The sequence below is a fragment of the Pseudomonas sp. NFACC14 genome (assembly GCF_900106885.1).
GTDB lineage: Bacteria > Pseudomonadota > Gammaproteobacteria > Pseudomonadales > Pseudomonadaceae > Aquipseudomonas > Aquipseudomonas fluorescens_AA.
Genome location: NZ_FNOA01000018.1, coordinates 92,217 through 115,187, shown reverse-complemented (window position 1 = coordinate 115,187; position 22,971 = coordinate 92,217). Strand labels below are relative to the sequence as shown.

Annotated in this window: 20 protein-coding genes and 1 pseudogene; 14 read left to right on the top strand and 7 right to left on the bottom strand. The window is 59.7% G+C overall.

What is annotated here, in order from left to right; all coding sequences use genetic code 11:
* Window positions 1-65 precede the first annotated feature (65 nt).
* From hrpA to BLU85_RS22880, 6 genes are all read left to right on the top strand, one after another.
* Window positions 66-3,977 (top strand): ATP-dependent RNA helicase HrpA, encoded by a 3,912-nt coding sequence (hrpA, locus tag BLU85_RS22905; protein ID WP_092204668.1) that lies wholly within the window; start codon window positions 66-68, stop codon window positions 3,975-3,977.
* A 335-nt stretch (window positions 3,978-4,312) separates the two neighbouring features.
* Window positions 4,313-5,434, top strand: coding sequence for a beta-ketoacyl-ACP synthase III (locus BLU85_RS22900; RefSeq protein ID WP_092204646.1), 1,122 nt, complete (start codon window positions 4,313-4,315; stop codon window positions 5,432-5,434).
* A 189-nt stretch (window positions 5,435-5,623) separates the two neighbouring features.
* The gene (locus BLU85_RS22895) at window positions 5,624-6,235 is read left to right on the top strand and encodes an RNA polymerase sigma factor (RefSeq protein ID WP_060738720.1); all 612 of its coding nucleotides are present in this window, start codon (window positions 5,624-5,626) and stop codon (window positions 6,233-6,235) included.
* Window positions 6,229-6,465 (top strand): anti-sigma factor family protein, encoded by a 237-nt coding sequence (locus tag BLU85_RS22890; protein ID WP_018607575.1) that lies wholly within the window; start codon window positions 6,229-6,231, stop codon window positions 6,463-6,465. The genes BLU85_RS22895 and BLU85_RS22890 overlap by 7 nt, the downstream gene beginning before the upstream one ends.
* A 292-nt stretch (window positions 6,466-6,757) precedes the next feature.
* Window positions 6,758-8,068: an OprO/OprP family phosphate-selective porin gene (locus BLU85_RS22885; protein ID WP_092204645.1), complete on the top strand. Its 1,311-nt coding sequence runs from the start codon at window positions 6,758-6,760 to the stop codon at window positions 8,066-8,068.
* Between the two features lie 141 nt (window positions 8,069-8,209).
* Window positions 8,210-9,334, top strand: coding sequence for a GNAT family N-acetyltransferase (locus tag BLU85_RS22880; protein ID WP_092204644.1), 1,125 nt, complete (start codon window positions 8,210-8,212; stop codon window positions 9,332-9,334).
* Between the two features lie 211 nt (window positions 9,335-9,545).
* On the opposite strand, the gene BLU85_RS22875 is transcribed toward BLU85_RS22880, so the two are convergent.
* The 4 genes from BLU85_RS22875 to BLU85_RS22860 form a co-directional block, all read right to left on the bottom strand.
* Window positions 9,546-11,378 carry an ABC transporter ATP-binding protein gene (locus BLU85_RS22875; protein WP_092204643.1) on the bottom strand — a complete coding sequence of 611 codons (1,833 nt, stop codon included), beginning with the start codon at window positions 11,376-11,378 and terminating at the stop codon, window positions 9,546-9,548.
* A gap of 83 nt (window positions 11,379-11,461) precedes the next feature.
* Complete coding sequence (locus BLU85_RS22870; protein WP_092204642.1) at window positions 11,462-12,025, bottom strand: peptidylprolyl isomerase; 564 nt, start codon at window positions 12,023-12,025, stop codon at window positions 11,462-11,464.
* 4 nt (window positions 12,026-12,029) lie between these two features.
* Entirely contained in the window at window positions 12,030-12,833 is an 804-nt protein-coding gene (locus BLU85_RS22865; protein ID WP_092204641.1) for an alpha/beta fold hydrolase, read from the bottom strand.
* A gap of 14 nt (window positions 12,834-12,847) precedes the next feature.
* Window positions 12,848-13,771, bottom strand: coding sequence for a PA3225 family LysR-type transcriptional regulator (locus BLU85_RS22860; RefSeq protein ID WP_060738713.1), 924 nt, complete (start codon window positions 13,769-13,771; stop codon window positions 12,848-12,850).
* 50 nt (window positions 13,772-13,821) lie between these two features.
* Here BLU85_RS22860 and BLU85_RS22855 point away from each other — a divergent pair, with 50 nt between their 5' ends.
* The 3 genes from BLU85_RS22855 (at window position 13,822) to BLU85_RS22845 (ending at window position 16,103) form a co-directional block, all read left to right on the top strand.
* On the top strand, window positions 13,822-14,136 hold the full coding sequence (locus BLU85_RS22855; RefSeq protein WP_060738712.1) for a hypothetical protein: 315 nt from the start codon (window positions 13,822-13,824) through the stop codon (window positions 14,134-14,136).
* A gap of 149 nt (window positions 14,137-14,285) precedes the next feature.
* A complete protein-coding gene (locus tag BLU85_RS22850; RefSeq protein ID WP_092204640.1) occupies window positions 14,286-14,885 on the top strand; it encodes an FMN-dependent NADH-azoreductase in 600 nt (199 codons plus the stop codon).
* A gap of 351 nt (window positions 14,886-15,236) precedes the next feature.
* Window positions 15,237-16,103 (top strand): carboxylate/amino acid/amine transporter, encoded by an 867-nt coding sequence (locus BLU85_RS22845; protein WP_092204639.1) that lies wholly within the window; start codon window positions 15,237-15,239, stop codon window positions 16,101-16,103.
* Between the two features lie 113 nt (window positions 16,104-16,216).
* On the opposite strand, the pseudogene BLU85_RS22840 reads toward BLU85_RS22845, so the two are convergent.
* Window positions 16,217-16,825 (bottom strand): annotated as a pseudogene (locus BLU85_RS22840) (mechanosensitive ion channel family protein); the annotation flags it as partial.
* A 15-nt stretch (window positions 16,826-16,840) separates the two neighbouring features.
* Here BLU85_RS22840 and BLU85_RS30790 point away from each other — a divergent pair.
* Entirely contained in the window at window positions 16,841-17,101 is a 261-nt protein-coding gene (locus BLU85_RS30790; protein WP_139208036.1) for a hypothetical protein, read from the top strand.
* Window positions 17,102-17,132: 31 nt separating this feature from the next.
* Here the strand turns inward: BLU85_RS30790 and BLU85_RS22835 are convergent, their stop codons facing one another.
* Window positions 17,133-17,594: a helix-turn-helix domain-containing protein gene (locus BLU85_RS22835; RefSeq protein ID WP_092204637.1), complete on the bottom strand. Its 462-nt coding sequence runs from the start codon at window positions 17,592-17,594 to the stop codon at window positions 17,133-17,135.
* A 130-nt stretch (window positions 17,595-17,724) separates the two neighbouring features.
* On the opposite strand from BLU85_RS22835, the gene BLU85_RS22830 reads away from it, so the two are divergent.
* The 4 genes from BLU85_RS22830 (at window position 17,725) to BLU85_RS22815 (ending at window position 19,808) form a co-directional block, all read left to right on the top strand.
* Complete coding sequence (locus BLU85_RS22830) at window positions 17,725-18,120, top strand: DUF6957 family protein (protein WP_170847656.1); 396 nt, start codon at window positions 17,725-17,727, stop codon at window positions 18,118-18,120.
* 47 nt (window positions 18,121-18,167) lie between these two features.
* Window positions 18,168-18,614 carry a hypothetical protein gene (locus tag BLU85_RS22825; protein ID WP_092204636.1) on the top strand — a complete coding sequence of 149 codons (447 nt, stop codon included), beginning with the start codon at window positions 18,168-18,170 and terminating at the stop codon, window positions 18,612-18,614.
* A gap of 89 nt (window positions 18,615-18,703) precedes the next feature.
* Complete coding sequence (locus BLU85_RS22820; RefSeq protein ID WP_092204635.1) at window positions 18,704-19,087, top strand: hypothetical protein; 384 nt, start codon at window positions 18,704-18,706, stop codon at window positions 19,085-19,087.
* 355 nt (window positions 19,088-19,442) lie between these two features.
* Window positions 19,443-19,808 (top strand): histone-like nucleoid-structuring protein, MvaT/MvaU family, encoded by a 366-nt coding sequence (locus tag BLU85_RS22815; RefSeq protein WP_092204634.1) that lies wholly within the window; start codon window positions 19,443-19,445, stop codon window positions 19,806-19,808.
* A 99-nt stretch (window positions 19,809-19,907) separates the two neighbouring features.
* Here the strand turns inward: BLU85_RS22815 and BLU85_RS22810 are convergent, their stop codons facing one another.
* A complete protein-coding gene (locus BLU85_RS22810) occupies window positions 19,908-22,961 on the bottom strand; it encodes a D-2-hydroxyglutarate dehydrogenase YdiJ (RefSeq protein ID WP_092204633.1) in 3,054 nt (1,017 codons plus the stop codon).
* Window positions 22,962-22,971 lie beyond the last annotated feature (10 nt).

The following is a 22,971-nucleotide window of genomic DNA, read 5'->3' as shown; positions in this document are numbered from 1 at the left end:
CGGCGCCGCGCGCGCAAATCTGCGACAATCCGCCCCTGCATAAACCGACGACCCTTGCGTACCTGATGACTGACCAAGCCCCCGCTATCGACAAGCTGCTGAAAAACCTCGACCACGCCATGCTCGCCGACCGTCACCGGTTGCGGCGCCAACTGCTCGAGCTGCGCAAGAAGCCCGACGAGGCCAAGCTGGCCCAGTGGGTGACGCGCATGCAGGCGTCGTGCGACCAGGTGCTGGCGCGCAAGGCGAGCCTGCCGGTGATCCGCTATGACGACAATCTGCCGATCGCCGCCAAGCGCGACGAAATCAAGCAGGCATTGCTCAGGCACCAGGTGCTGATCATTGCCGGCGAGACTGGCTCGGGCAAAACCACGCAGTTGCCAAAGATCTGCCTGGAAATCGGTCGCGGCCAGCACGGTTTGATCGGCCACACCCAACCGCGCCGGATCGCCGCCCGCAGCGTCGCAAGCCGTGTCGCCGAAGAACTGGCCACGCCGTTGGGGGCGCTGGTGGGTTATCAGGTGCGCTTCGAGGACCAGAGCGACGCCAATACGCTGATCAAGCTGATGACCGACGGCATCCTGCTGGCCGAGACCCAGAATGACCGCTACCTCGAGCGCTACGACACGATCATCGTCGACGAAGCCCACGAACGCAGCCTGAACATCGACTTCCTGCTCGGCTACCTCAAGACCCTGCTGCCGCGTCGCCCGGACCTGAAAGTCATCATCACCTCGGCGACCATCGACCTGGAGCGCTTTTCCAAGCACTTCGACGACGCGCCCATCGTGGAAGTCTCGGGCCGCACCTTCCCGGTGGAGACCTGGTATCGCCCGCTGACCCTGGAGCAGGACGAGGAGGGCAACCGGGTCGAGGACGATTTGACCGTCGACCAGGCGATCCTCGCCACCCTCGATGGAATCGCCGCCTATGAACGCAGCGAGCGCCGCAGCCCTGGGGATGTGCTGGTGTTCCTGCCGGGTGAGCGGGAGATTCGCGACGCGGCGGAGATGCTGCGCAAGGCCCAGCTCAAGCACACCGAGATCCTGCCGCTGTATGCGCGGTTGTCGCCGGCCGAACAGCAGCGGATCTTCCAGTCCCACCCGGGCCGTCGCGTGGTGCTGGCGACCAACGTCGCCGAAACCTCGCTGACGGTGCCGGGCATTCGCTACGTGATCGACAGCGGTACCGCGCGCATCAGCCGCTACAGCTACCGGGCCAAGGTCCAGCGCTTGCCCATCGAGGCCATTTCCCAGGCCAGCGCCAACCAGCGCAAGGGGCGTTGCGGGCGGGTCGAGCCGGGGATTTGCGTGCGGTTGTACAGCGAGGAAGATTTTCTTGGGCGGCCGGAGTTCACCGATCCCGAGATCCTGCGCACCAACCTGGCGGCGGTGATCCTGCAGATGCTGCACCTGCGCCTCGGCGAGATCACCGATTTCCCGTTCATCGAGCCGCCGGACGGCAAGGCCATCAGCGACGGTTTCAACCTGCTGCAAGAGCTCTCGGCGGTAGACCGCAACAGTCAGCTGACCCCGCTCGGTCGGCAGTTGGCGCGCCTGCCGGTGGACCCGCGCATGGGCCGCATGCTGCTGGAAGCGGCGAAGCTGGGCAGCTTGCAGGAAGTGTTGATCGTCGCCAGCGCCATGTCGATCCAGGACCCGCGCGAACGTCCGCCAGAGCGTCAGCAGGCCGCCGACCAGGCCCACGCCCAGTGGAAGGACCCGGATTCGGACTTCGCCGGGCTGGTCAATCTGTGGCGCGGTTTCGAAGAGCAGCGCCAGGCCTTGACCGCCAGCCCGCTGCGCAACTGGTGTCGCAAGAACTTCCTCAATTACCTGCGCCTGCGCGAATGGCGTGACTCCCATCGCCAGTTGAGCCTGATCTGCCGCGACATGCAGTTGAGCCTCAATAAAGAATCGGCGGATTACCCGAAACTGCACAAAGCGGTGCTCTCGGGCCTGCTCAGTCAGATCGGCCAGAAAACCGAAGAGGGTGATTACCTCGGTGCTCGCCAGCGGCGGTTCTGGGTCCACCCCTCGTCGGGCCTGGGCAAGAAGCGGCCGCAGTGGCTGATGACCGCCGAGTTGGTGGAAACCACCAAGTTGTACGCGCGCATGGTGGCCAAGATCGAGCCGGACTGGATCGAACCGCTGGCTGGACACCTGATCAAGAAAAACCACTTCGAACCCCATTGGGAGAAGAAGCGCGGGCAAGTGGTGGCCTATGAGCAGATCACCTTGTTCGGGCTCATCGTCGTCGGTCGGCGGCCGGTGCACTACGGTCCGGTGGACCCGGTGGTGTCCCGTGAACTGTTCATCCGCGAGGCGCTGGTGCGCGGCGAGATCCAGTCCAAGGCCAAGTGCCTGGGCGCCAATACCCGCTTGCTGGAGCAACTCGACGAACTGGAAGCCAAGGCCCGTCGCCGCGACATCCTGGCGGACGAGGAAACCCTGTTCGCGTTCTACGATGCCCGTTTGCCGGCCGAGATCCACCAGACCGCGACGTTCGACAGCTGGTACCGGATCAACAGCCAGAAAGACCCGCAATTGCTGATCATGCGCGAGGAAGACGTGTTGGCCCGCGAGGCCAGCGAGGTCACCGCCACGCAGTACCCCGACACCTTGCGTGTCGGCGACCTGACGTTGCCGCTGAGCTACCACTTCGAGCCCAACCACCCCCGCGACGGCGTGACCTTGCGCGTGCCGGCGCCGTTGTTGCCGATGCTGCCGCCGGAGCGCCTGGAATGGCTGGTGCCAGGGATGATCGAGGCCAAGTGCATCGCCCTGGTGCGCAACCTGCCCAAGGCCCTGCGCAAGAACTTCGTGCCGGTGCCTGACTTCGTCAAGGCGGCGCTGCAACGCATCACTTTTGCCGAAGGTTCGTTGCCCCAAGCCCTGGGCCGTGAGCTGCTGCGCATGACCGGGGCGCGGGTCAGCGACGAAGCCTGGGCGGAAGCCGCGCAGCAGGTGGAAAGCCACTTGCGCATGAACCTGGAAATTGTCGACGGCCAGGGCAAGTTCCTCGGCGAGGGCCGCGACCTGGCCGAGCTGACAGCACGCTTTGCCGAGGCCAGCCAGGCGGCCTTGGCCGTGCCGCAAACGGCCAAGAGCCAGGCACCGGTGGAAGCGAAGGTCTTCGCACCGGTGGCCGAGAAAACCCAGCAGAAGATCGCCGGCCTGTCGATGACGGTCTATCCGGCACTGGTGGAAGAGGGTGGCGTGGTCAAGGAAGGGCGTTTCCCGACTCCGGCCGAAGCCGAATTCCAGCATCGCCGCGCCTTGCAGCGCTTGCTCATGCAGCAATTGGCCGAATCGGCCAAGTTCCTGCGTGGCAAGCTGCCGGGGCTGACGGAGCTGGGCCTGCTGTACCGCGACTTGGGCCGCATCGACGGCCTGGTGGAAGACATCCTGCTCGCCAGCCTCGACAGCTGTGTGCTCGAAGGTGAAGCGAGCCTGCCCCGCGACGGCGCCGCCCTGGCTGCCCTGGCCGAGCGCAAGCGCGGCGGCTGGACCGAACACGCCGAACGCCTGGCGAAGCTGATCCTGGACATCCTCAAGCTCTGGCATGGCCTGCAAAAACGCTTCAAGGGCAAGATCGACCTGGCCCAGGCCGTGGCGCTGAACGACATCAAGCAGCAGCTCAGTCACCTGGTGTACCCGGGCTTCGTGCGGGAAACCCCGCATCAGTGGCTCAAGGAGTTGCCGCGCTACCTCAAGGCCATCGAGCAACGCTTCGAGAAGCTGGGCAGCCAGGTGCAGAAAGACCGGGTCTGGAGCGGCGAACTGTCGAACCTCTGGGCCCAATACCAGGCCCGCGCCAGCAAACACGCCCAGGAAGGCAAGCGCGACCCGCAACTGGAGTTGTACCGTTGGTGGCTGGAGGAATACCGAGTGTCACTGTTCGCCCAGCAACTGGGCACTAAGGTGCCGATTTCCGACAAGCGCCTGGGCAAGCAGTGGGGGTTGGTGGAGGGTTGATCAAATCCAGATGACACCATGACCCCCTGTGGGAGCGAGCTTGCTCGCGATAGCGGTGAATCAGTCAACATCAATGCAGGCTGAACCACCGCTATCGCGAGCAAGCTCGCTCCCACAGGTTTTGTGTCGTCAGTAAGGGAGAATGGGCCAAACCCCAGCGTTTATGGCAAACTTCGCGCCTATAAATGCCGGTTCCGTGGTTTTGAGCTTCAAGGCCACGGGCGGATCCGGAATAAAGCGATGCCAGGGCTGCTTCCCCGGATGGGAAAAGTCCCTTTGTGTATTGGTACGTCGGTGCCAATACTTTCTGCCTGAACAGATCAGAGACACGACCCATGCATAACGTCGTCATCAGCGGCACCGGCCTGTACACCCCGGCCAACAGCATCTCCAACGAAGAGCTGGTGCAATCTTTCAATACCTATGTCGCGCAATTCAACGCCGACAACGCCGATGCCATCGAGCGGGGTGAAGTCGAGGCATTGACCGAATCGAGCGCCGCGTTCATCGAAAAGGCCTCGGGCATCAAGAGCCGCTTTGTCATGGACAAGGACGGCATTCTCGATCCGCAACGCATGACCCCTCGCCTGCCCGAGCGCTCCAATGACGAGTGGTCAGTGCTCTGCGAAATGGCCGTCGGGGCTGCGAAGCAGGCCCTGGAGCGCGCTGGCCGCACGGCCGCCGATATCGACGGCGTGATCGTCGCCTGTTCCAACCTGCAGCGTGCCTACCCGGCCATCGCCATCGAAGTCCAGGAAGCCCTGGGCATCGAAGGTTTCGGTTTCGACATGAACGTGGCCTGTTCCTCGGCGACCTTCGGTATCCAGGCCGCGGCCAACAGTGTGCAACTGGGTCAGGCCCGGGCGATCCTGATGGTCAACCCGGAAGTGTGCACCGGCCACTTGAATTTCCGCGACCGCGATAGCCACTTCATCTTCGGCGACGCGGCCACTGCCGTGATCATCGAGCGGGCGGACCTGGCGACCTCGCCGTATCAGTTCGACGTGGTCAGCACCAAGCTGCTCACCAAGTTCTCCAATAACATCCGCAACAACTTCGGTTTCCTCAACCGCGCCGCGGAAGAGGGGATCGGCAGCCGCGACAAACTGTTCGTCCAGGAAGGCCGCAAGGTGTTCCGCGACGTTTGCCCGATGGTGGCCGAACTGATCGGTACCCATCTGGAAGAAAACCAACTGAACGTTGGCGACGTGAAACGCTTCTGGCTGCACCAGGCCAACTTGAGCATGAACCACCTGATCGTGCGCAAACTGCTGGGGCGCGAAGCCACCGAAGCGGAAGCTCCCGTGATCCTCGACCGCTACGCCAACACCAGTTCGGCCGGTTCGGTGATTGCATTCCACAAATACCAGGATGACCTGCCCAGCGGCTCGGTCGCCGTCCTCAGCTCGTTCGGTGCCGGGTATTCGATTGGCAGCGTGATTTTGCGTAAGCACTGATGACTGGCAATGGGATGTATTGTGGCGAGGGGATTTATCCCCGCTGGGCTGCGTAGCAGCCCCAAAGCAGGCAATGAATACATCCTGCTGCACCGCAATGGCAGATATCAGGGTCGCTTCGCAACCCAGCGGGGATAAATCCCCTCGCCACAGAAAAATCATCAGTCCTTCCAGGCAATGGGATGTTGAATGACGGTCACCGACGACACCCTCCTGCTCCAACGCCTCCTGGCCGGTGAACAGCAGGCCTACAGGGAACTGGTCAGCGCCTACCAGAGCCCGATGCGTGCCGTGGCCTATGCCATCGTCGGCAGTCGCCATGTCGACGAAGTCGTGCAGGACGCCTGGCTGTCCGTGGTGCGCAATCTCAGTGGTTTCCAGGGGCGTTCCAGCCTCAAGACCTGGCTGTTGACCATCACGGCGAACGCCGCCAAGGGCCGCTACAAGCAGAATCGGCGGGAAGTGCTGCTCGATGACCTCCCGGCCCCCCACGGCACCCTCGGCGATGACCGTTTCGCCGCTGACGGCCATTGGCTGCTGGCGCCGTTCGCCTGGCACCAGGACACGCCCGAAGCGCTGCTCACGATGAGTGAATTGCGTGATTGCCTGGAGCACACGTTGCTCAGCCTGTCGGAACTGCAAGGCAGCGTGCTGACCCTGCGGGAACAGCAGGACCTGGAGCTGGACGAAATCTGTAACCTGTTGGGTATTTCACTCTCCAATGTACGTGTGCTGTTGCACCGTGCCCGACTGAAGGTCTTCGCGACTGTTGAACATTTCGAGGAAACCGGCGAATGCTGACCTGCAAGGAACAAGTGGCGCGCTCCAGCGATTATCTCGATGGACAATTGAGCTTTCGTGAACGCCTGATGGTGCGTCATCACTTGATGTTCTGCCCCAATTGCCGACGTTTCATCCGTCAGATGCGCCTGATGCAGGCGACCCTCAAAAAACTGCCGCAACCACCGATTCCCGACCTGGATCACCTCGCCGAGAAACTCGCCGCCGAGCGTCGCAAAAACATCCGCTGACACCTGACACATCACCCCCTCCCTTTGTGGGAGCGAGCTTGCTCGCGATGGCGGCGCATCAGGCAACAAATCTGTCACTGATATGCCGCCATCGCGAGCAAGCTCGCTCCCACATGGGGGCTTGCCGTTGCGCTGGATATTCCCATTCGAAGTAAAAAGTTCCGCTGTCATAAAATCTTTATGTGATAGCAACTCGCCTGACACAACCGGTCGCCAACATCCCCTCCCAACACCAGCGGGCCCAGTTCCGCGTGTTTTCTAACGCATAGACTACCAACAGGGGAATTCTTCGATGATCCGTAAGCACTTCGCAGGTGTTGCCGCCAGCGCACTGGCAATGGCAGTAACCGCCCAGGCTTTCGCCGGCACCGTCACCACCGATGGCGCCGATATCGTGGTCAAAACCAAGGGCGGCCTCGAGGTCGCTACCACGGACAAAGAGTTCAGCTTCAAGCTCGGCGGTCGTTTGCAGGCTGACTACAGCCAGTTTGATGGGATCTACACCGACAACGGCAAATCGGCCGACGCCGCTTACTTCCGTCGCGCTTTCCTGGAGTTGTCCGGCGTGCTGTACACGGATTGGGCCTACACCATCAACTACGACATGTCCCACAACACCGGCGACTCCGACAACGGCTACTTCGACGAAGCGTCCCTGGCCTACAACGGCTTCAAGCCGGTGTCGATCAAGGTCGGTCGTTTCGACCCCGACTTCGGTCTGGAAAAAGCCACCAGCTCCAAGTGGGTGACCGCGCCTGAGCGTAACGCCGCCTACGACCTGATCGACTGGGCCAACAGCCATCAGAACGGCCTGGGCATCCAGGCGTCCAGCACCTTCGCCGATTCGTTCTATGCTTCGGCCGGTGTATTCAGCAAGGACACCGACGACACCGACGGCGACAGCGTCAAGCAAGTCAACGGTCGCTTCGTCTTCGCTCCGATGCACGAAGCTGGCAACGTGTTGCACTTCGGTCTGAACGTGGCCTCCCGTGATGTGTCCGACACGGTGTTCGATGCACGTTATCGTTCCCGCCTGGGCATGCGTGGCGTTGAAACCCTCGGCGGCAACGACGCCGGCCCTAACGGCAACCGTCCGGTACTGGGCGGCGCCAACAACTCGCCGGCCGGCTCCTACGACCGCGACACCGCGTTCGGCCTGGAAGCCGCGTGGGCCATGGGTCCGGCGTCGATCCAGGGTGAGTACATCACCCGCAAGACCAAGGCTGATGCCGACGGCTTCGAAGACATCAAGGGCCACGGCTTCTATGTCCAGGGCGCCTACACCCTCACCGGTGAGTCCCGCGGCTATAAAGTCGGCAAGTTCGACGCCATCAAGCCTCAGAACAAGTCCATCGGTGCCTGGGAAGTGTTCTACCGCTTCGACAGCATGACCGTCGAAGACGACAACATCACCACCGCCAGCGCCACCCGTGACGTCGGCGATGCCGAAGCCAAGGTGCACAACCTGGGCGTGAACTGGTACGCCAACGAAGCGGTGAAAATCACCGGTGCCTACATCAAGGCCAAGACCGACAAGGTCACCAATGTCAATGGCGATGATGATGGCGACGGTTTCGTCGTCCGTGCCCAGTACGTGTTCTGAATCGCGCTGACTTGATACAGAGCGTTTTCTTCATCCGTTAATGCTCCTTTTCAACCCCGCCCCTGGCGGGGTTTTTTTATGTGCGCTCGGTCAGGATCGGCGATACTCGTTCCATCCGTCGTCTGGCTCTCGAGGAATCGCATGCCGCTTCACGTCTTGGACAGCCTGTCCGCCATCGCGCCGCACGAGTGGGACGCGTTGGTGCCCGCCAACCAGCCTTTCCTGCGCCACGCCTTCCTTGGCACCCTGGAAGACAGCGCCAGCCTGGGGCCGCAATCCGGTTGGCAAGCCGAGCATTTGTTGCACATTGAAAACGGTCAGCTGTTGGCGGCCTTGCCCAGTTACCGCAAGTGGCATTCCTACGGTGAATACGTGTTCGACCACGGCTGGGCCGACGCTTGCGCCCGCGCCGGCATCGACTATTACCCGAAGCTGTTGACGGCGGTACCGTTCAGTCCGGTCAGTGGTCCGCGACTGTTGGCGGCGCGGGTGGAGGACGGTCTGGAGTTGCTGGGCAGCGTGCCCGGATACTTGGAAATCGAAGGGCTTTCCAGTGCCCACATCAACTTCACCGATGCCTTCACTGACACGGCACTTGCCGGGCAAGAAGGCTGGCTACAGCGGATCGGTTGCCAGTATCACTGGCAAAATCGCGGTTATCGCGACTTCCAGGATTTTCTCGACGCCCTCAGTTCCCGCAAGCGCAAGCAGATGCGCAAGGAACGCGAACAAGTGGCGGGGCAGGGCATCGCGTTCGAATGGCTCGAAGGTCATCAGTTGGACGAGGCACAGTGGGATTTTGTCTACGCCTGTTACGCCAACACCTACGCGATACGACGGCAGGCGCCCTACTTGACCCGGACATTCTTCAGCCTCTTGGCCGAACGCATGCCCGAGGCCATCCGTGTGGTGCTGGCCAAGCAAGGTTCACGGCCGGTGGCGATGGCGTTCAGCCTGGTGGGCGGCGACAGCTTCTATGGACGGTACTGGGGCTGCCTGGCGGAGTTCGACCGGTTGCACTTCGAGACCTGTTTCTATCAAGGCATGGACTATGCGATTGCCCATGGCTTGCAGCGCTTCGATGCCGGCGCCCAGGGCGAGCACAAATTGATTCGGGGGTTCGAGCCGGTGATTACCCGGTCGTGGCATTACTTGCGGCATCCGGGGTTGAAAGCGGCGGTGGCGGATTTTCTCGTGCGCGAGCAGGAGGGGGTGCTGGCGTACGCCGAAGAGGCCAGGGCGGCACTGCCGTATCGGCAGGGCTGATATCCCAGGATTGGCACCGAACCCTGTGGCGAGGGGATTTATCCCCGCTGGACTGCGAAGCAGTCCTAGAACCAGATCACTCGGTTGTGTCAGGCTCGAATGAGTTAACTGTATTGGGGCTGCTTCGCAGCCCAGCGGGGATAAATCCCCTCGCCACAGTAAGGTAAGCCAGTCAGGTCCTTATCCATAGGGCCTGACCCATCCCCTCCGCTCAGTCGATCCCCACGAACCCGCCCGTCTGATGCTGCCACAGCCGCGCATACAACCCACCGTGGGCCAGCAATTCGGCATGGCTGCCGGTTTCGGCGATGCGGCCATTTTCCAGCACCACCAATCGGTCCATCCGGGCGATGGTGGAGAGGCGGTGGGCGATGGCGATCACGGTCTTGCCTTGCATCAGGGTCTCGAGGCTTTCCTGGATCGCCGCCTCGACTTCCGAGTCCAGCGCTGACGTCGCTTCGTCCATGATCAGAATCGGCGCGTCCTTGAGCAGCACTCGCGCGATAGCGATGCGCTGGCGCTGGCCGCCGGACAATTTCACTCCGCGCTCACCCACATGGGCATCGAAGCCGGTGCGGCCTTCGGCGTCCGACAGCAATGGGATGAATTCATCGGCCCGGGCCTTGTGCACGGCTTCCCAGAGTTGCGCATCGGTGGCGTCGGGTTTGCCGTAGAGCAGGTTTTCGCGAATCGAGCGATGCAGCAGCGAGGTGTCCTGGGTGATCATGCCGATGCGCTCGCGCAGGCTTTCCTGGCCGACTTCGGCGATGTCCTGGCCGTCGATGAGGATGCGCCCGCCTTGCACGTCATAGAGGCGCAGCAGCAGGTTCACCAAGGTGGATTTACCCGCGCCGGACGGGCCGATCAGGCCGATTTTCTCACCGGGCTCGATGGTCAGGTTGAGGTCGCCGATGACCCCGCTTTTCTTGCCATAGTGGAAATCCACATGCTCGAAACGCACCTCGCCGCGAGCCACCGCCAGGGGCTTGGCCTGGTCGCGGTCGGTGACGCTGACCGGCTGGGCGATGGTCTGCAGGCCGTCCTGGACCATGCCGATGTTTTCGAAGATGCCGTTGACCACCCACATGATCCAACCGGACATGTTGACGATGCGGATCACCAGCCCGGTCGCCAGGGCAATGGCGCCCACGCTGATCAGCGACTGGGTCCAGAGCCACAGTGCCAGCGCGGTGGTGCCGACGATCAGCAGTCCGTTCATGCTGGTGATGACCACGTCCATGCTGGTCACCACGCGGCCGGCCAACTGGGCTTTTTCGGTCTGCTCCTGGATGGCTTCGCGGGCGTATTGCTGTTCGAAATTGGTATGGGCGAACAGCTTCAGGGTGGTGATGTTGGTGTAGCCGTCGACGATCCGCCCCATGAGTTTGGAGCGGGCATCGGACGACACCACCGAGCGCTCCTTGACCCGTGGCACGAAATAGCAGAGTGCGCCGATGTAGGCGGCAATCCACATCAGCAGCGGGATCATCAGGCGCCAGTCGGCTTCGGCGAACAGCACCAGGGAACTGACGGCATAGATCAGTACGTGCCACAGGGCATCCACCGCCTGGACCGCCGAGTCGCGCAGGGAGTTGCCGGTCTGCATGATGCGCTGGGCGATGCGCCCGGCGAAATCGTTCTGGAAGAAATTCAGGCTCTGCTTGAGCACGTAGCTGTGGTTCTGCCAGCGGATCAGGCTGGTCATGCCGGGGCTCAGGGTCTGGTGCACCAGCAGGTCGTGCAGGGCCACGAAGATCGGCCGGAAAACCAGCGCCACCACGGCCATCCAGGCCAGCTCCAGGCCATGGACCTTGAAGAAGTCCACGTTGGGCGTGCCTTGGGTCAGGTCGATGATGCGGCTAAGGTAGCTGAACAGCGCCACTTCGATCAGCGCGCCGATCAGGCCAACCACCAGCAGCACGACGAAGCTGGGCCAGACCTGTTTCAGGTAATAGGTGTAGAAGGGCAGGACGCGGTTCGGCGGGGCCGAACTCGGGGCGTCGCGGAAGATATCGATCAGTGTTTCGAAGCGGCGAAAAACCATCTGTAAATGCCCTGGCAGGGGCTCTCCTTTTGCTGATGGGCGATGCGGGATGACCGCGCCGCCCAGGCTAGCCGTGTGCCGCTTCAGTCGATGCGCTTGGCCGACTTGATGAGCACAGGGTCGATCGGCACGTTTTGCATGCCTTGCTTGGTGGTGGTCTGGGAGTTGACGATGATGTCCACCACGTCCATGCCCTTGACCACCTTGGCGAACACTGCATAGCCGGCGTCACGGCCCGGATCGAGGAAGGCGTTGTCGGCCACGTTGATGAAGAACTGGCTGGTGGCCGAGTCCGGGTTGGACGTGCGCGCCATCGACAAGGTGCCGCGAACGTTGTGCAGGCCATTGCTGGCTTCGTTCTTGATCGGTGCCTTGGTGTCTTTCTGTTGCATCTGTGTGGTGAAGCCGCCGCCCTGGGCCATGAAGCCCGGGATCACGCGGTGGAAAATCGTGTTGTTGTAGAAACCACTGTCCACGTACTCGAGGAAGTTCTTGGTACTGATGGGGGCCTTGACCGGGTCCAGTTCGATTTCGATCTGGCCGTTGGTGGTGTCCAGCAATACATGGGGGGCCTTGGCGGGAGTCGCAGCCATCAGGTTGGCGGCAAACAGTACGGTGCTGGCGGCAAGGGCGATTTTTTTCAGCATGGGGTCAGAGATCCTGAGTGGTGGAATCGGTTGCGGTCAAAAAGTCGAGCAGGGTTTGGTTGAAGCGTTCGGGTTGATCCAGCGGGGTAGCGTGCCGTGAATCGGCGATGACCACCAGATGCGCATTGGGCAGCCGCTTTACATAGGCTTCTTTCAGCGCCACCGGGGTGTAGTCGTGGTCGGCGCAGATGACGAGGGTTGGACAGGCGACCTGTGAAAGTCGTTCCTGAACGCCCCACCCCACGATTGCATCGAAGCTGGCGAGATAAGCACGTTTGTCGTTCTTTGCCCAGCGCCGGGCCATTTCCAGGCGTAACTCGGTTTGCTCGGGCTTGGGAAACAACTTGGCGCCCAGGGCCTTGCCGATGGTTTCCAGGCTGAGGATGCGCATCAGGCTCCAGCGTTTGAACCATTGCCAGCAGTCGTCGGGCGTGCGGACCTTGACCTCCGGCGCGCTGTTGACGATGCACAGGCTCCTGATCCGTTCGGGCTCATCCACCGCCAATTGGAAACAGATCATGCCGCCCATGGACCAGCCCACCAAATGCACCGGGCCCAGGTCCAGGTGATCGATCAGGGCGCTCAGGTCGGCGCTGAAACCTTTGATGCTGTAGCGCTCGCGGGGTTTGTCGGAACGGCCGTGCCCGCGCACATCCATCACGATCAGGCGGTAGCGGGCGGACAATGCCGGGATCTGCTTTTCCCAGTCGCGGGTGCTGGAGCCCAGCCCATGGACCAGCACCAGGGGCGTGCCGTGGCCGTATTCCTCGTAGTGCAGGTCGCATCCTTCGTGTGCAAAATAGGCCATCGGCGAAATCCTTGTCAGGCTTGTTCAGGGGCGGCGAACGGCGCATCCAGCGGCGCGGTGTCGAAGGTGCGCAGCAATTCGATCAGGATTTGCGTGGCCGGGCCCAGGGGTTTTTCCTTGTTCGAGAAAAGATAGAAGGTCGAGTTGCGGCTGCCTCCCTGTTCCAAGGGTAGACGCTTGAGCACGCCTTCCTTGAGTTCCCGTTCGATCATGTGCCGGGGCAGCCAGGCGAAGCCCAGGCCGCTGCCGACAAAACTCGCGGCGGTGGCCAGGCTGCCCACGGTCCAGCGCTGCTCGGCACCGAGCCAGCCGACGTCGCGAGGCTGCTGGCGGCCGGAGTCGCGGATGACCACTTGCAACTGGCTTTCCAGGTCCTGGAAGTTCAGCTCGCGATTGAGGCGGTGCAGGGCATGCTCGGGATGGGCCACCGCGATGAACTCCACGTCGCTCAACTCCGCCCCCAGGTAACCGGGAATGCTGAAGCCGCTGATGGCCAGGTCGGCCACGCCTTCGAGCAGCACTTCTTCGACACCCGACAACACTTCTTCGCGCAGCCGCACCCGGCAGCCACGGCTTTGCGGCATGAACGCGGTCAAGGCGCGAACGAGGCGGGCGTTGGGGTAGGCCGCGTCGACCACCAGGCGCACTTCCGCTTCCCAGCCCTGTTCCATGTGGTGGGCCAGGTCTTCCAGTTGGCTGGCCTGTTTCACCAGTTGCCGCGAGCGGCGCAGCAGCACCCCGCCGGCTTCGGTCAGCACGGCCTTGCGTCCGTCGATGCGCAACAACGGCACGCCGAGCTGATCCTGCATGCGGGCTACCGTGTAGCTCACGGATGACTGGGAGCGATGCAGCACTTCGGCGGCCTGGGCGAAACCGCCGTGGTCGACCACCGCCTGCAGGGTGCGCCATTGATCCAGGGTCACGCGGGGCGCTTTCATATCGGGCTCCTCTTGTCCTAAGCTGGCGGTCCCTTGGTGGAGACTGCCGAATGAAGAAAATCTGTTGTGTGGTGCTGGCCTTGCTGCCACTGACTGCGTTTGCCTACCCGATCGATGTGGAAAAACACCTCAACGGCCTGAGTATCGACTACACCGCCTATGACACCGATGCCGACATCGGCTCTATCCAGGTCAACAATTACGGCAGCACCGACGCGGCCTGCACCGTGGTGTTCAACAACGGTCCCGAGGCACCGCGCACCCGCAAGATCGAAGTCGCCGCCGGCAAGTTCAAGAACGCCACGGCCAAGTTCAACCGCAACATCATCAAGCTGCGCATCAAGTTGACCTGTCAGCCTAAATAGTCCCGCAGCGAGCAGGTGATCGTACCTGCTCCGCTTATAAACGAAAATATCGATGTATTACAGCAGTTATTTGCGCTTTTTCATCGATATGCTCACGTTTAACCTTCACTCCATCGACTGACAACATTCTCAGATGGAGCCTACAAGCCATGTCCCGCGTTCTGATCATCGAAAGCAGTGCCCGCCAGCAAGACTCGGTTTCCCGTCAACTGACCCAGACCTTCATCAGCCAGTGGAAAGCTGCGCACCCGGCCGACGACATCACCGTTCGCGACCTGGCCATCAACCCGGTGCCGCATCTGGATGCCAATCTGCTGGGTGGCTGGATGAAGCCTGTCGAGCAGCGCAACGACATTGAAAACGCCTCGCTGGAACGTTCGAACCAACTGACCGATGAGTTGCTGGCCGCCGACGTCCTGGTGATGGCTGCACCGATGTACAACTTCGCCATTCCCAGCACTTTGAAGGCCTGGCTCGACCATGTGCTGCGTGCCGGCGTGACGTTCAAGTACACCCCCACCGGCCCCCAGGGCCTGCTGGCCGACAAGCGCGCCTTCGTGCTCACCGCCCGGGGCGGCATTCACGCCGGTGGCAGCACCGACCATCAGGAACCCTACCTGCGCCAAGTCATGGGCTTCATCGGCATCCACGACGTGACCTTCATCCATGCCGAAGGCATGAACCTGGGCGGCGATTTCCAGGAGAAGGGCCTGAATCAGGCCAACGCCAAATTGTCCCAGGTCGCCTGATCCGTTAATCCTCGGGTAATCGCCAGGTGGTCTAGTGACCTGGCGCTTCCCTTCAAACCGTTTTGCGCATCGAACCTCCCTTTGCACTTATTGCTCCTGAGTGCATCAGCCCGATTGAACGCTTTAGCGAGATCGGGCTTTTTTTTGCCTGCGATTCCAAGGCCTGCCATACAACCCTGTGGGAGCGAGCTTGCTCGCGATGGCGGTGCATCATAGACATAGCGGCTGACTGACACCCCGCTATCGCGAGCAAGCTCGCTCCCACAGGGCTCATTGCCTGGACTGGCGACCGCGGTTAGCGGCAGCCGGCAAAAACCGCTATCTTCGCCGCCATCCGAAACGAGGGGCGATATGGGCTATCTACTTTTTGTGACATTGATCCAGGCATTTTCCTTCAGCCTGATCGGCGAGTACCTGGCTGGGCATGTGGACAGTTACTTCGCTGTACTGGTACGGGTCCTGTTGGCCGGGCTGGTGTTCATCCCGCTGACCCGCTGGCGTCAGGTCGAACCGTCGTTCATGCGCGGCATGCTGTTGATCGGTGCCTTGCAGTTCGGCGTGACCTACGTCTGTCTGTACCTGAGCTTCCGAGTATTGACGGTGCCCGAGGTGCTGCTGTTCACCATCCTTACGCCTTTACACGTGACCTTGATCGAAGACGCGCTGAACCGCCGCTTCAATCCCTGGGCGTTGATCGCGGCGCTGGTGGCCGTGGCCGGCGCGGCGGTGATTCGCTACGACCGGATCAACCCGGATTTCTTCATGGGCTTCTTGCTGCTGCAACTGGCCAACTTCACCTACGCGGCCGGGCAGGTGCTCTACAAACACCTGGTGGCCCGTCACCCGAGCGACCTGCCGCACTACCGCCGTTTCGGCTATTTCTATCTCGGTGCGTTGATGGTGGCGTTACCGGCATTCCTGCTGTTCGGCAAGGCCAATTTCTGGCCAGAAGCGCCGTTGCAATGGGGCGTGCTGGTGTTCCTCGGCCTGGTTTCCACCGCGCTGGGGTTGTACTGGTGGAACAAAGGCGCCTGCCTGGTCAACGGCGGGACGCTGGCGGTGATGAACAACCTGCACGTGCCGGTGGGGCTGCTGATGAACCTGCTCATCTGGAACCAGCACGAGGCCTTGGGGCGGTTGCTGCTGGGTGGGGCGGTGATATTGACGGCGGTGTGGATCAGTCGGTTGGGGATCCGCCAACCTCAGCCTGCACACTGAAACCCTTTGTGGGAGCGAGCTTGCTCGCGATGGCGGAGTGTCAGTCAGCAACTATGTTTCTGATACACCGTCATCGCGAGCAAGCTCGCTCCCACAGGGGGTCTGTGGTGGTTTCAGATCACCTGCTTCTGCGGCTCCGACATTGAGCTCGCCCCCAACACCGCCGGCAACAATCCCGAGCGCAAGTCCATGCCGCTAGGCTGCTGGTACAGGTTCAATCCGAACTCCGGCATCACCGCCAGCAGGTAATCGAAAATATCCCCCTGGATGCGTTCGTAGTCGGTCCATGCAGTGGTGCGAGTGAAGCAGTAGATTTCCAGCGGGATACCCTGGGCGGTGGTCTGCATCTGCCGGACCATGCAGGTCATGTTCGGCTGGATCTCCGGGTGACTCTTCAAATAGGCCAGGGCGTAGGCGCGGAAGGTGCCCAGGTTGGTCATCCGCCGACGGTTGGCCGACATCGCCGCCACGTTGCCCTGGGCCTCGTTCCAGGCCTTGAGCTCGGCCTGCTTGCGGCCGATGTAGTCGGTCAGCAGGCGCACCTGGGTCAGGCGCTGTTCTTCCTCGTCATGCAGGAAGCGCACGCCGCTGGCGTCAATGAACAGGCTGCGCTTGATCCGTCGCCCGCCGGACTGCTGCATGCCGCGCCAGTTCTTGAACGACTCGGACATCAGCCGCCAGGTCGGGATCGAGACGATGGTCTTGTCGAAAATTGACACCCGTGAGAGGGCCTTAAAATGGACATTCGAAAATATTTAAAAACAATCACTTACAGACAATCGCACCTGTCCATCTTTTTCCAGAAAAATGGACAGGGCAGGCAAGATCTCAACATTGATAGGGGAGAGCTGTGGTGTCTGGCAAACCACGTCTCTGGAGTAAATCCTGACCTTGCTGGCCCTTTCAGATCTACCTCGCTCCTGCCGCCTGAAAGCGTGAATTTTGGCACCAGCCTGGTGGGGCTGCTGATTCCCAATGCAAGATTCTCAGTTAGCTAATTGCCCAGTTGATGCATACGCCGCACCAGCCTTAATCTTTAAGCGTCTGATGCCACAACCGACGCAACGTAGATTCAGGCACCCCTAGATGTTTCGCTGCCTCACTCTGACTGAGCCCTTTCGCCTTCAGCTCTTGCACGGCCAACCATTTTCTCTTGGCTTCCAACACTCTAGACGGATCCATAACTTGTGGTTCGGTTGGCAGAAGAGTGTCCGCTAGCCCTAGGGATTCAGCCTCAGCCAGCGCAGCCAGGAGAGCTTCCCGCACTGTGCACTTCTCATGGGAGGCAGCAGCGAGTGCCAGCAAAGTAATTGGCTCTACTTTCAGCGCTGAGGCAAGTCGGGCACTCATTTCGATGGTCGCTGAGCTTCTACCGAGCTCTAGCTCGCTCACGTGGGCTTGTGTTAACGAGCCCGCGAGTTTTGCTTGAGACAAGCCTTTCCGAGTGCGAAGCAGTTGAACTACTGCTGCATAAGATTTCCGCAGCGACATTTCACTATCCCAATAAAAAGAGACGGTATGTCGTATTTGCCTACCGCCACACAAACAGATATATTTGTCGTCGTGGCGGTATTACGCCTCAGCCGCTAATTATTGAATATTGACAGAGAGGGGTTGGGCCGTGGATGGGATCATCGAAGACGGTCTGTTGGGCGATCCCGGTGTCAGCCTGATGGGTTCTGAGCACGGTCTTGAGGCAGCGATGCATGCAGCCAGAAAGCGCTACAAATGGATGCCCCTATGCGTCGTCGAGGAGTGGATCGTCCTAGATGCCATCGTCACCGACGAAGAGCGAGCCAAAGTAGCCGCCGCAGGCTGCCAACCAATGTTTATGTTTGCCCACAAGGTCGTGAATGACGAGCAGAGACGTTTCGAACCTGGCCACTGGGTCAGGTCGAGTATGGGCACTGCGTTCAACGCCGGCTTTCTGTTCGAAACTCGGAATAGCGTCTATGTGCTGCTCGGGCCGGGTCATCGCAAATCAGCAACCATCAAAGAGATCTTCTCTCTATTTTGAATTAACCAACCGGGCTGCTTTGCGTCCGCAGAAAACTGAGGCACCTGATGTTCAGAACCGAAGACTCAGACGCTATTGGCGTTCCGGGATTGTTTGGCGAAGGCTTGATGCACTGGCAGGGCGTGTCACGGGTGCTCAGATCGCACTGGTATCACCTGACCGTTCGAATCAGCGAGCAGGGTCGAAGCACTGAGTTCACGCGAATGATCGAAGGTGAGCGCAGACTGCAGCAAATGCTTGTGCAGCAAAATGCAGGGGAAGTGATAGTCGACGTGCAAGTGGTCACCCCCCCTTGGATGAATAACTGCGATGGCTGGGGTATGGAACGCGTCGTTAAGGTGACTGTTGGTGATGATAATTGCGACTTTGAGGTCAGCCTGATCGAGGTGGACAGTGGAGCTGTTTACCACAACTCACACCGACCAGGTTTTCAAATTCAGTCACTGCAGAACTGCCGGCCAATTTTTCTCGAAACCATGATTCGATCAGCCTGAAATTTTCCAAGAATCCCCCACGATACCAGCGCGTCTGGTCGCGTGTGCAATTCTTGATAACTCCATACAGACCGCAACCGGAGCCCACAATGCTCGACACCCTAGATGTGAATTTCCACGGAAAACGCCATACAGATTTCGATCTCAAGCGAATCATTAAAGCCCAAGAACAAGGCTTTGACGTACCAGTGACCGCTTACCTTTGTGGAGTTTCTATCCGGGCGCGCGCAGGCATCGGTGTGGTGTTTGGCCACAAGCGTAAAGACCAGTATGGGCGTTTTGAAGATGGTCACCTGATCAGGACTTCTGACGTGTTGAAGGTCGAACGCGAGGGGAGGTTCTGGGTAATGACGACCGAGAATAGCCGTTATGTCTTAGCGACATTTCAGCGCCAAAATGGCCGCGCCAGCTTGCGTGATTTTTTGCGTACTACCAAGGGGCAGTACCATCCGACCCCTCGGATCTTGCAGTGATATTTCAACGGGAGGGCGGGGATCTCTCGGCCTACTGTTGTGAGTTTGAGATCAAGGTGACGGTGGTGGTGTTGCGTCGAGCCGCAAGGTCTGACTGACTTACCTCGGTTGGCGAGCCGCTTCGCGCGGGCACGCTGTCGTAAACCCATCCGCGCCCCACCGTTTCTCGGCCCTACGGGCATACTTCCTTCACGCTTCGGCTGTGCCAGCCTGCGCGCTCCGCTCGCGCCGGTTAACCAGCTCTTTTCGAGGTTTGGTGCCGGAACAGCTTATAAAATTTAAATATTGATACTTCTGCTTCATTCAAGTGTCTATTCTATGGTGAATTGATAGTACCAATTGTTTAGGAAGCTCCATGTCGAAACTTGCCGAATTCCGCCAGCTTGAAAAACACCTCGCCGAGCAGCTCCAAGCACTCGAAGCCCTCAAGGGCGACGCAGGCCTTAAGAAAGAAATCGAATTCGAAACGAAGCTGCGTGATTTGCTCGCAAAATACGGCTACAGCCTTAAGGATGTGATCAATCTGCTAGATCCACAAGCAGGTCGTCGCGCTCCAGCCGTCGATTCCAAAGCCGGCAGCCGCAAACCTCGCCAGATGAAGGTTTATGAAAATCCGCACACTGGCGAAGTCGTCGAAACCAAGGGCGGTAACCACAAGACGCTTAAAGATTGGAAAGCGAAGCATGGCGCCGCGACTGTTGAGTCCTGGCTGAGCAAGTGATTTTGGTTTGAGTACAAGAGGGCCCTTAAAGGGCCTTCTTACGTCCCATATGAGAGATGCGGGTGAATTGCCTCATACGAATGACATGATAGCGTTAACTTAGTGTCTTTCTTCCCGCACGACAGCGAGAAGAGCCTGCAACGGGTGCAAAATCGTCACACCATCCTTTCGTTTAACTTGGCTACGGCAAGAATACCCATCCGCCAACAGGCGCCCCGAACGGTTGAATTTTTCTACCAGCGGGCTCCAAGACTGACCGTAAATAATGTCAGAAGTCTTCGCGTTCTGTGTCTCATGTCCATACGTGCCAGACATGCCGCAGCATCCGCTGGCTTGAACGTTCAGTTTCAGCCCCATTCGCTCATAGACTTGCTGCCAAAGGCCGATACTGCTCGGCTCATTTGTCTTTTCAGTACAGTGGGGAAGGAAGTAATACGGGGCGGCGTCTTTGACAAATTGAGCCTGTGGAAGCGCACCGGCGAGCCACTCCTGAGGTAATAATACGGTGGGTGCTTTATCGCCGCCCAGTGTCTTCGAATATTCCTGGCGATACACAAGCGTCATCGCGGGATCGAGTCCTACAAGCGGTATTTCGTAGCGCTGAAGCTGACCAAGAGCTTCGCTGTTGTAATGAGCTGCTTTTTCAAACGCTTTTACAAAACCTTGCACCTGAAGAGGTTTCCCATTGGGCGCGAAGGGGGCAATGTAAACCCGGTAGCCAAGCCTTGAGACCAGTTCGATCCAATCCGATAGCACAGGGGTTTCGAAGTAACGGGTAAAAGCATCCTGGACGAGGATTACGCTGCGAGCGCGCTGTTCATTCTCCAGTGTCAATAGAAGTTCAGGGGTGGCGATTTCAACACCCCATCGACGGCATACAGCGTCAAAGTCCGTCATGCTGAGCAAAGGGCTATCGACCATTCCGGCCACATGCTCAAGGATCAGCCGGACGGGGCTAGCACCCATGACGAAGTTGTACAGACGCGGGAAGCGTGCGATGTAGGGAATCGTGTATTCCAGCGAGCCGATCAGGTAGTCCTTCAGCGGGCGCAGATAGCGGCTGTGATACAGCTCTAGAAACCGTGAGCGGAACTCGGGCACATTGACCTTGACTGGGCATTGCCCTGCGCAGGATTTACACGCCAGGCAGCCAGCCATTGCCTCGTAGACTTCGTGGGAAAAGTCTTGCTGGCCCATCTTTTGGGCGACTGTGTTCACGGCTCGTCTTGCGATGCCTGCGACATTGCTGGTTGATCGTATTTGATTACCGGCAGCCACTGCATCAATACCGTGCTGGCCCTGCAGCCTCAGCCATTCGCGAATCAGCGAGGCACGTCCTTTAGGTGAATGCACCCGATTGCGCGTGCCCTTCCAGGACGGACACATGGCGTCGTCAGGATCGAAGTTATAGCACGCGCCGTTCCCGTTGCAGTGCAATGCGGTGTCGTAGCTGCGCCAAATCCTTTCATCAATGGTGCGGTCGAGCTCACCGCGTAACGTTACTTCGTCAACGCGTGTCAGCCGCGTGTCAGGCCGTGTTTTCGGTGTTGCGATTTTACCGGGGTTGAGCTGATTCCAAGGGTCGAACGCCGCTTTCAACTCCTGCAGGGCCGGGTAAAGTTCGCCAAAGTAATCGGGCACGTATTGGGATCGCAATCCCTTACCATGCTCGCCCCACAGCAAGCCGCCGTGCTTTTGAGTTAAGGCTGCAACCGCGTCGGAAATGGGACGGATCAGGGCTGCCTGGACGGGGTCTTTCATGTCGAGAATCGGTCGTACATGGAGTACACCAGCGTCGACATGGCCGAACATGCCGTACTGCAATTCATAGCTGTCCAGCAGCGCGCGGAACTCTTGAATGAAGTCAGCAAGATTTTCCGGCGGTACAGCGGTGTCCTCAACGAAGGGCTGCGGCCTGGCTTCACCCTTGACGTTGCCCAACAACCCAACCGCGCGTTTACGCATCGCATAGACGCGCTTGAGTGCATCGGCGCCAATGGCGAGCGTGTGGCCCAGCCGCACCACGGACGTATCGCGCTGCAGGTGCAAGACGAAGTCATGAACGCTTTGCTGGACGGCGACTTCGTCGTCGCCACTGAACTCAATGAGATTGATGCCCAAGGTCGGTGTGCTTGGATCTTCTGGGAAGTATTCGGCGACGCCGTGCCAGACAATGTCCTTCATCGCCAGCATCAGGACTTTTGAGTCCACGGTCTCAATCGATAATGGCCTGAGTAGCATCAACGCCTTTGCATCACGCAACGCGTCCATAAAGCCTGCATAACGGACGTTGACCAGGATCGAATATTTCGGGATCGGCAAGACGTTGAGTTTGGCTTCAACAATGAAACCCAGCGATCCTTCGGAGCCGCACAGCACACTGTTGAGGTTGAGCCGGCCACCCTGCTCGCGAAGGTGCGCCAGGTCATAGCCGGTGAGGCAACGGTTCAATTTCGGAAAGGTACGTTCAATCAGATCGGCCTGATTATCTGCAATGCCTACAGCGCATCGATAAACCTCACCGATCCGATCCTGACGCGCAGTTTCCTGCGCCAGAGTGCTTTTACCCACCACGCCGCTGTGGAGTAATTCACCGCCAAGCAACACCGTAGAAAGCTCCAGCACGTGGTCACGGGTTTTGCCGTAGGTGCAACTTCCCTGTCCACTGGCGTCAGTGTTGATCATGCCGCCAATCGTTGCCCGGTTGGAAGTGGACAATTCCGGCGCGAAGAACAGTCCGTAGGGTTTAAGCGCGGCATTTAACTGATCTTTTACCACGCCAGTTTGAACGCGCACCCAGCGCTCTTCAGCATTGATTTCAAGAATGCTGTTCAAGTGACGTGACAGGTCGACGACGATGCCATCGGTCAGCGACTGGCCATTGGTTCCCGTTCCGCCCCCTCGTGGTGTCAAGACAACAGCCCGATGCTCGGGATCAGCCGCCAAGGTCGCGAGAATTTCTACGTCCTTAGCATCTACGGGGAATACGGCAGCTTGAGGTAGACGCTGATAAATCGAGTTGTCTGTTGCAAGCACAATCCGCTGACCATAGCTGTGGGCGATATCTCCCCGGAAGCCCGCTATAGTGAGCTGCTTAAGAAATTCGTCGTAATTTACACTTTGATTTTTGGACGGAGGCAACCGGGCGATCATGATAAAAACT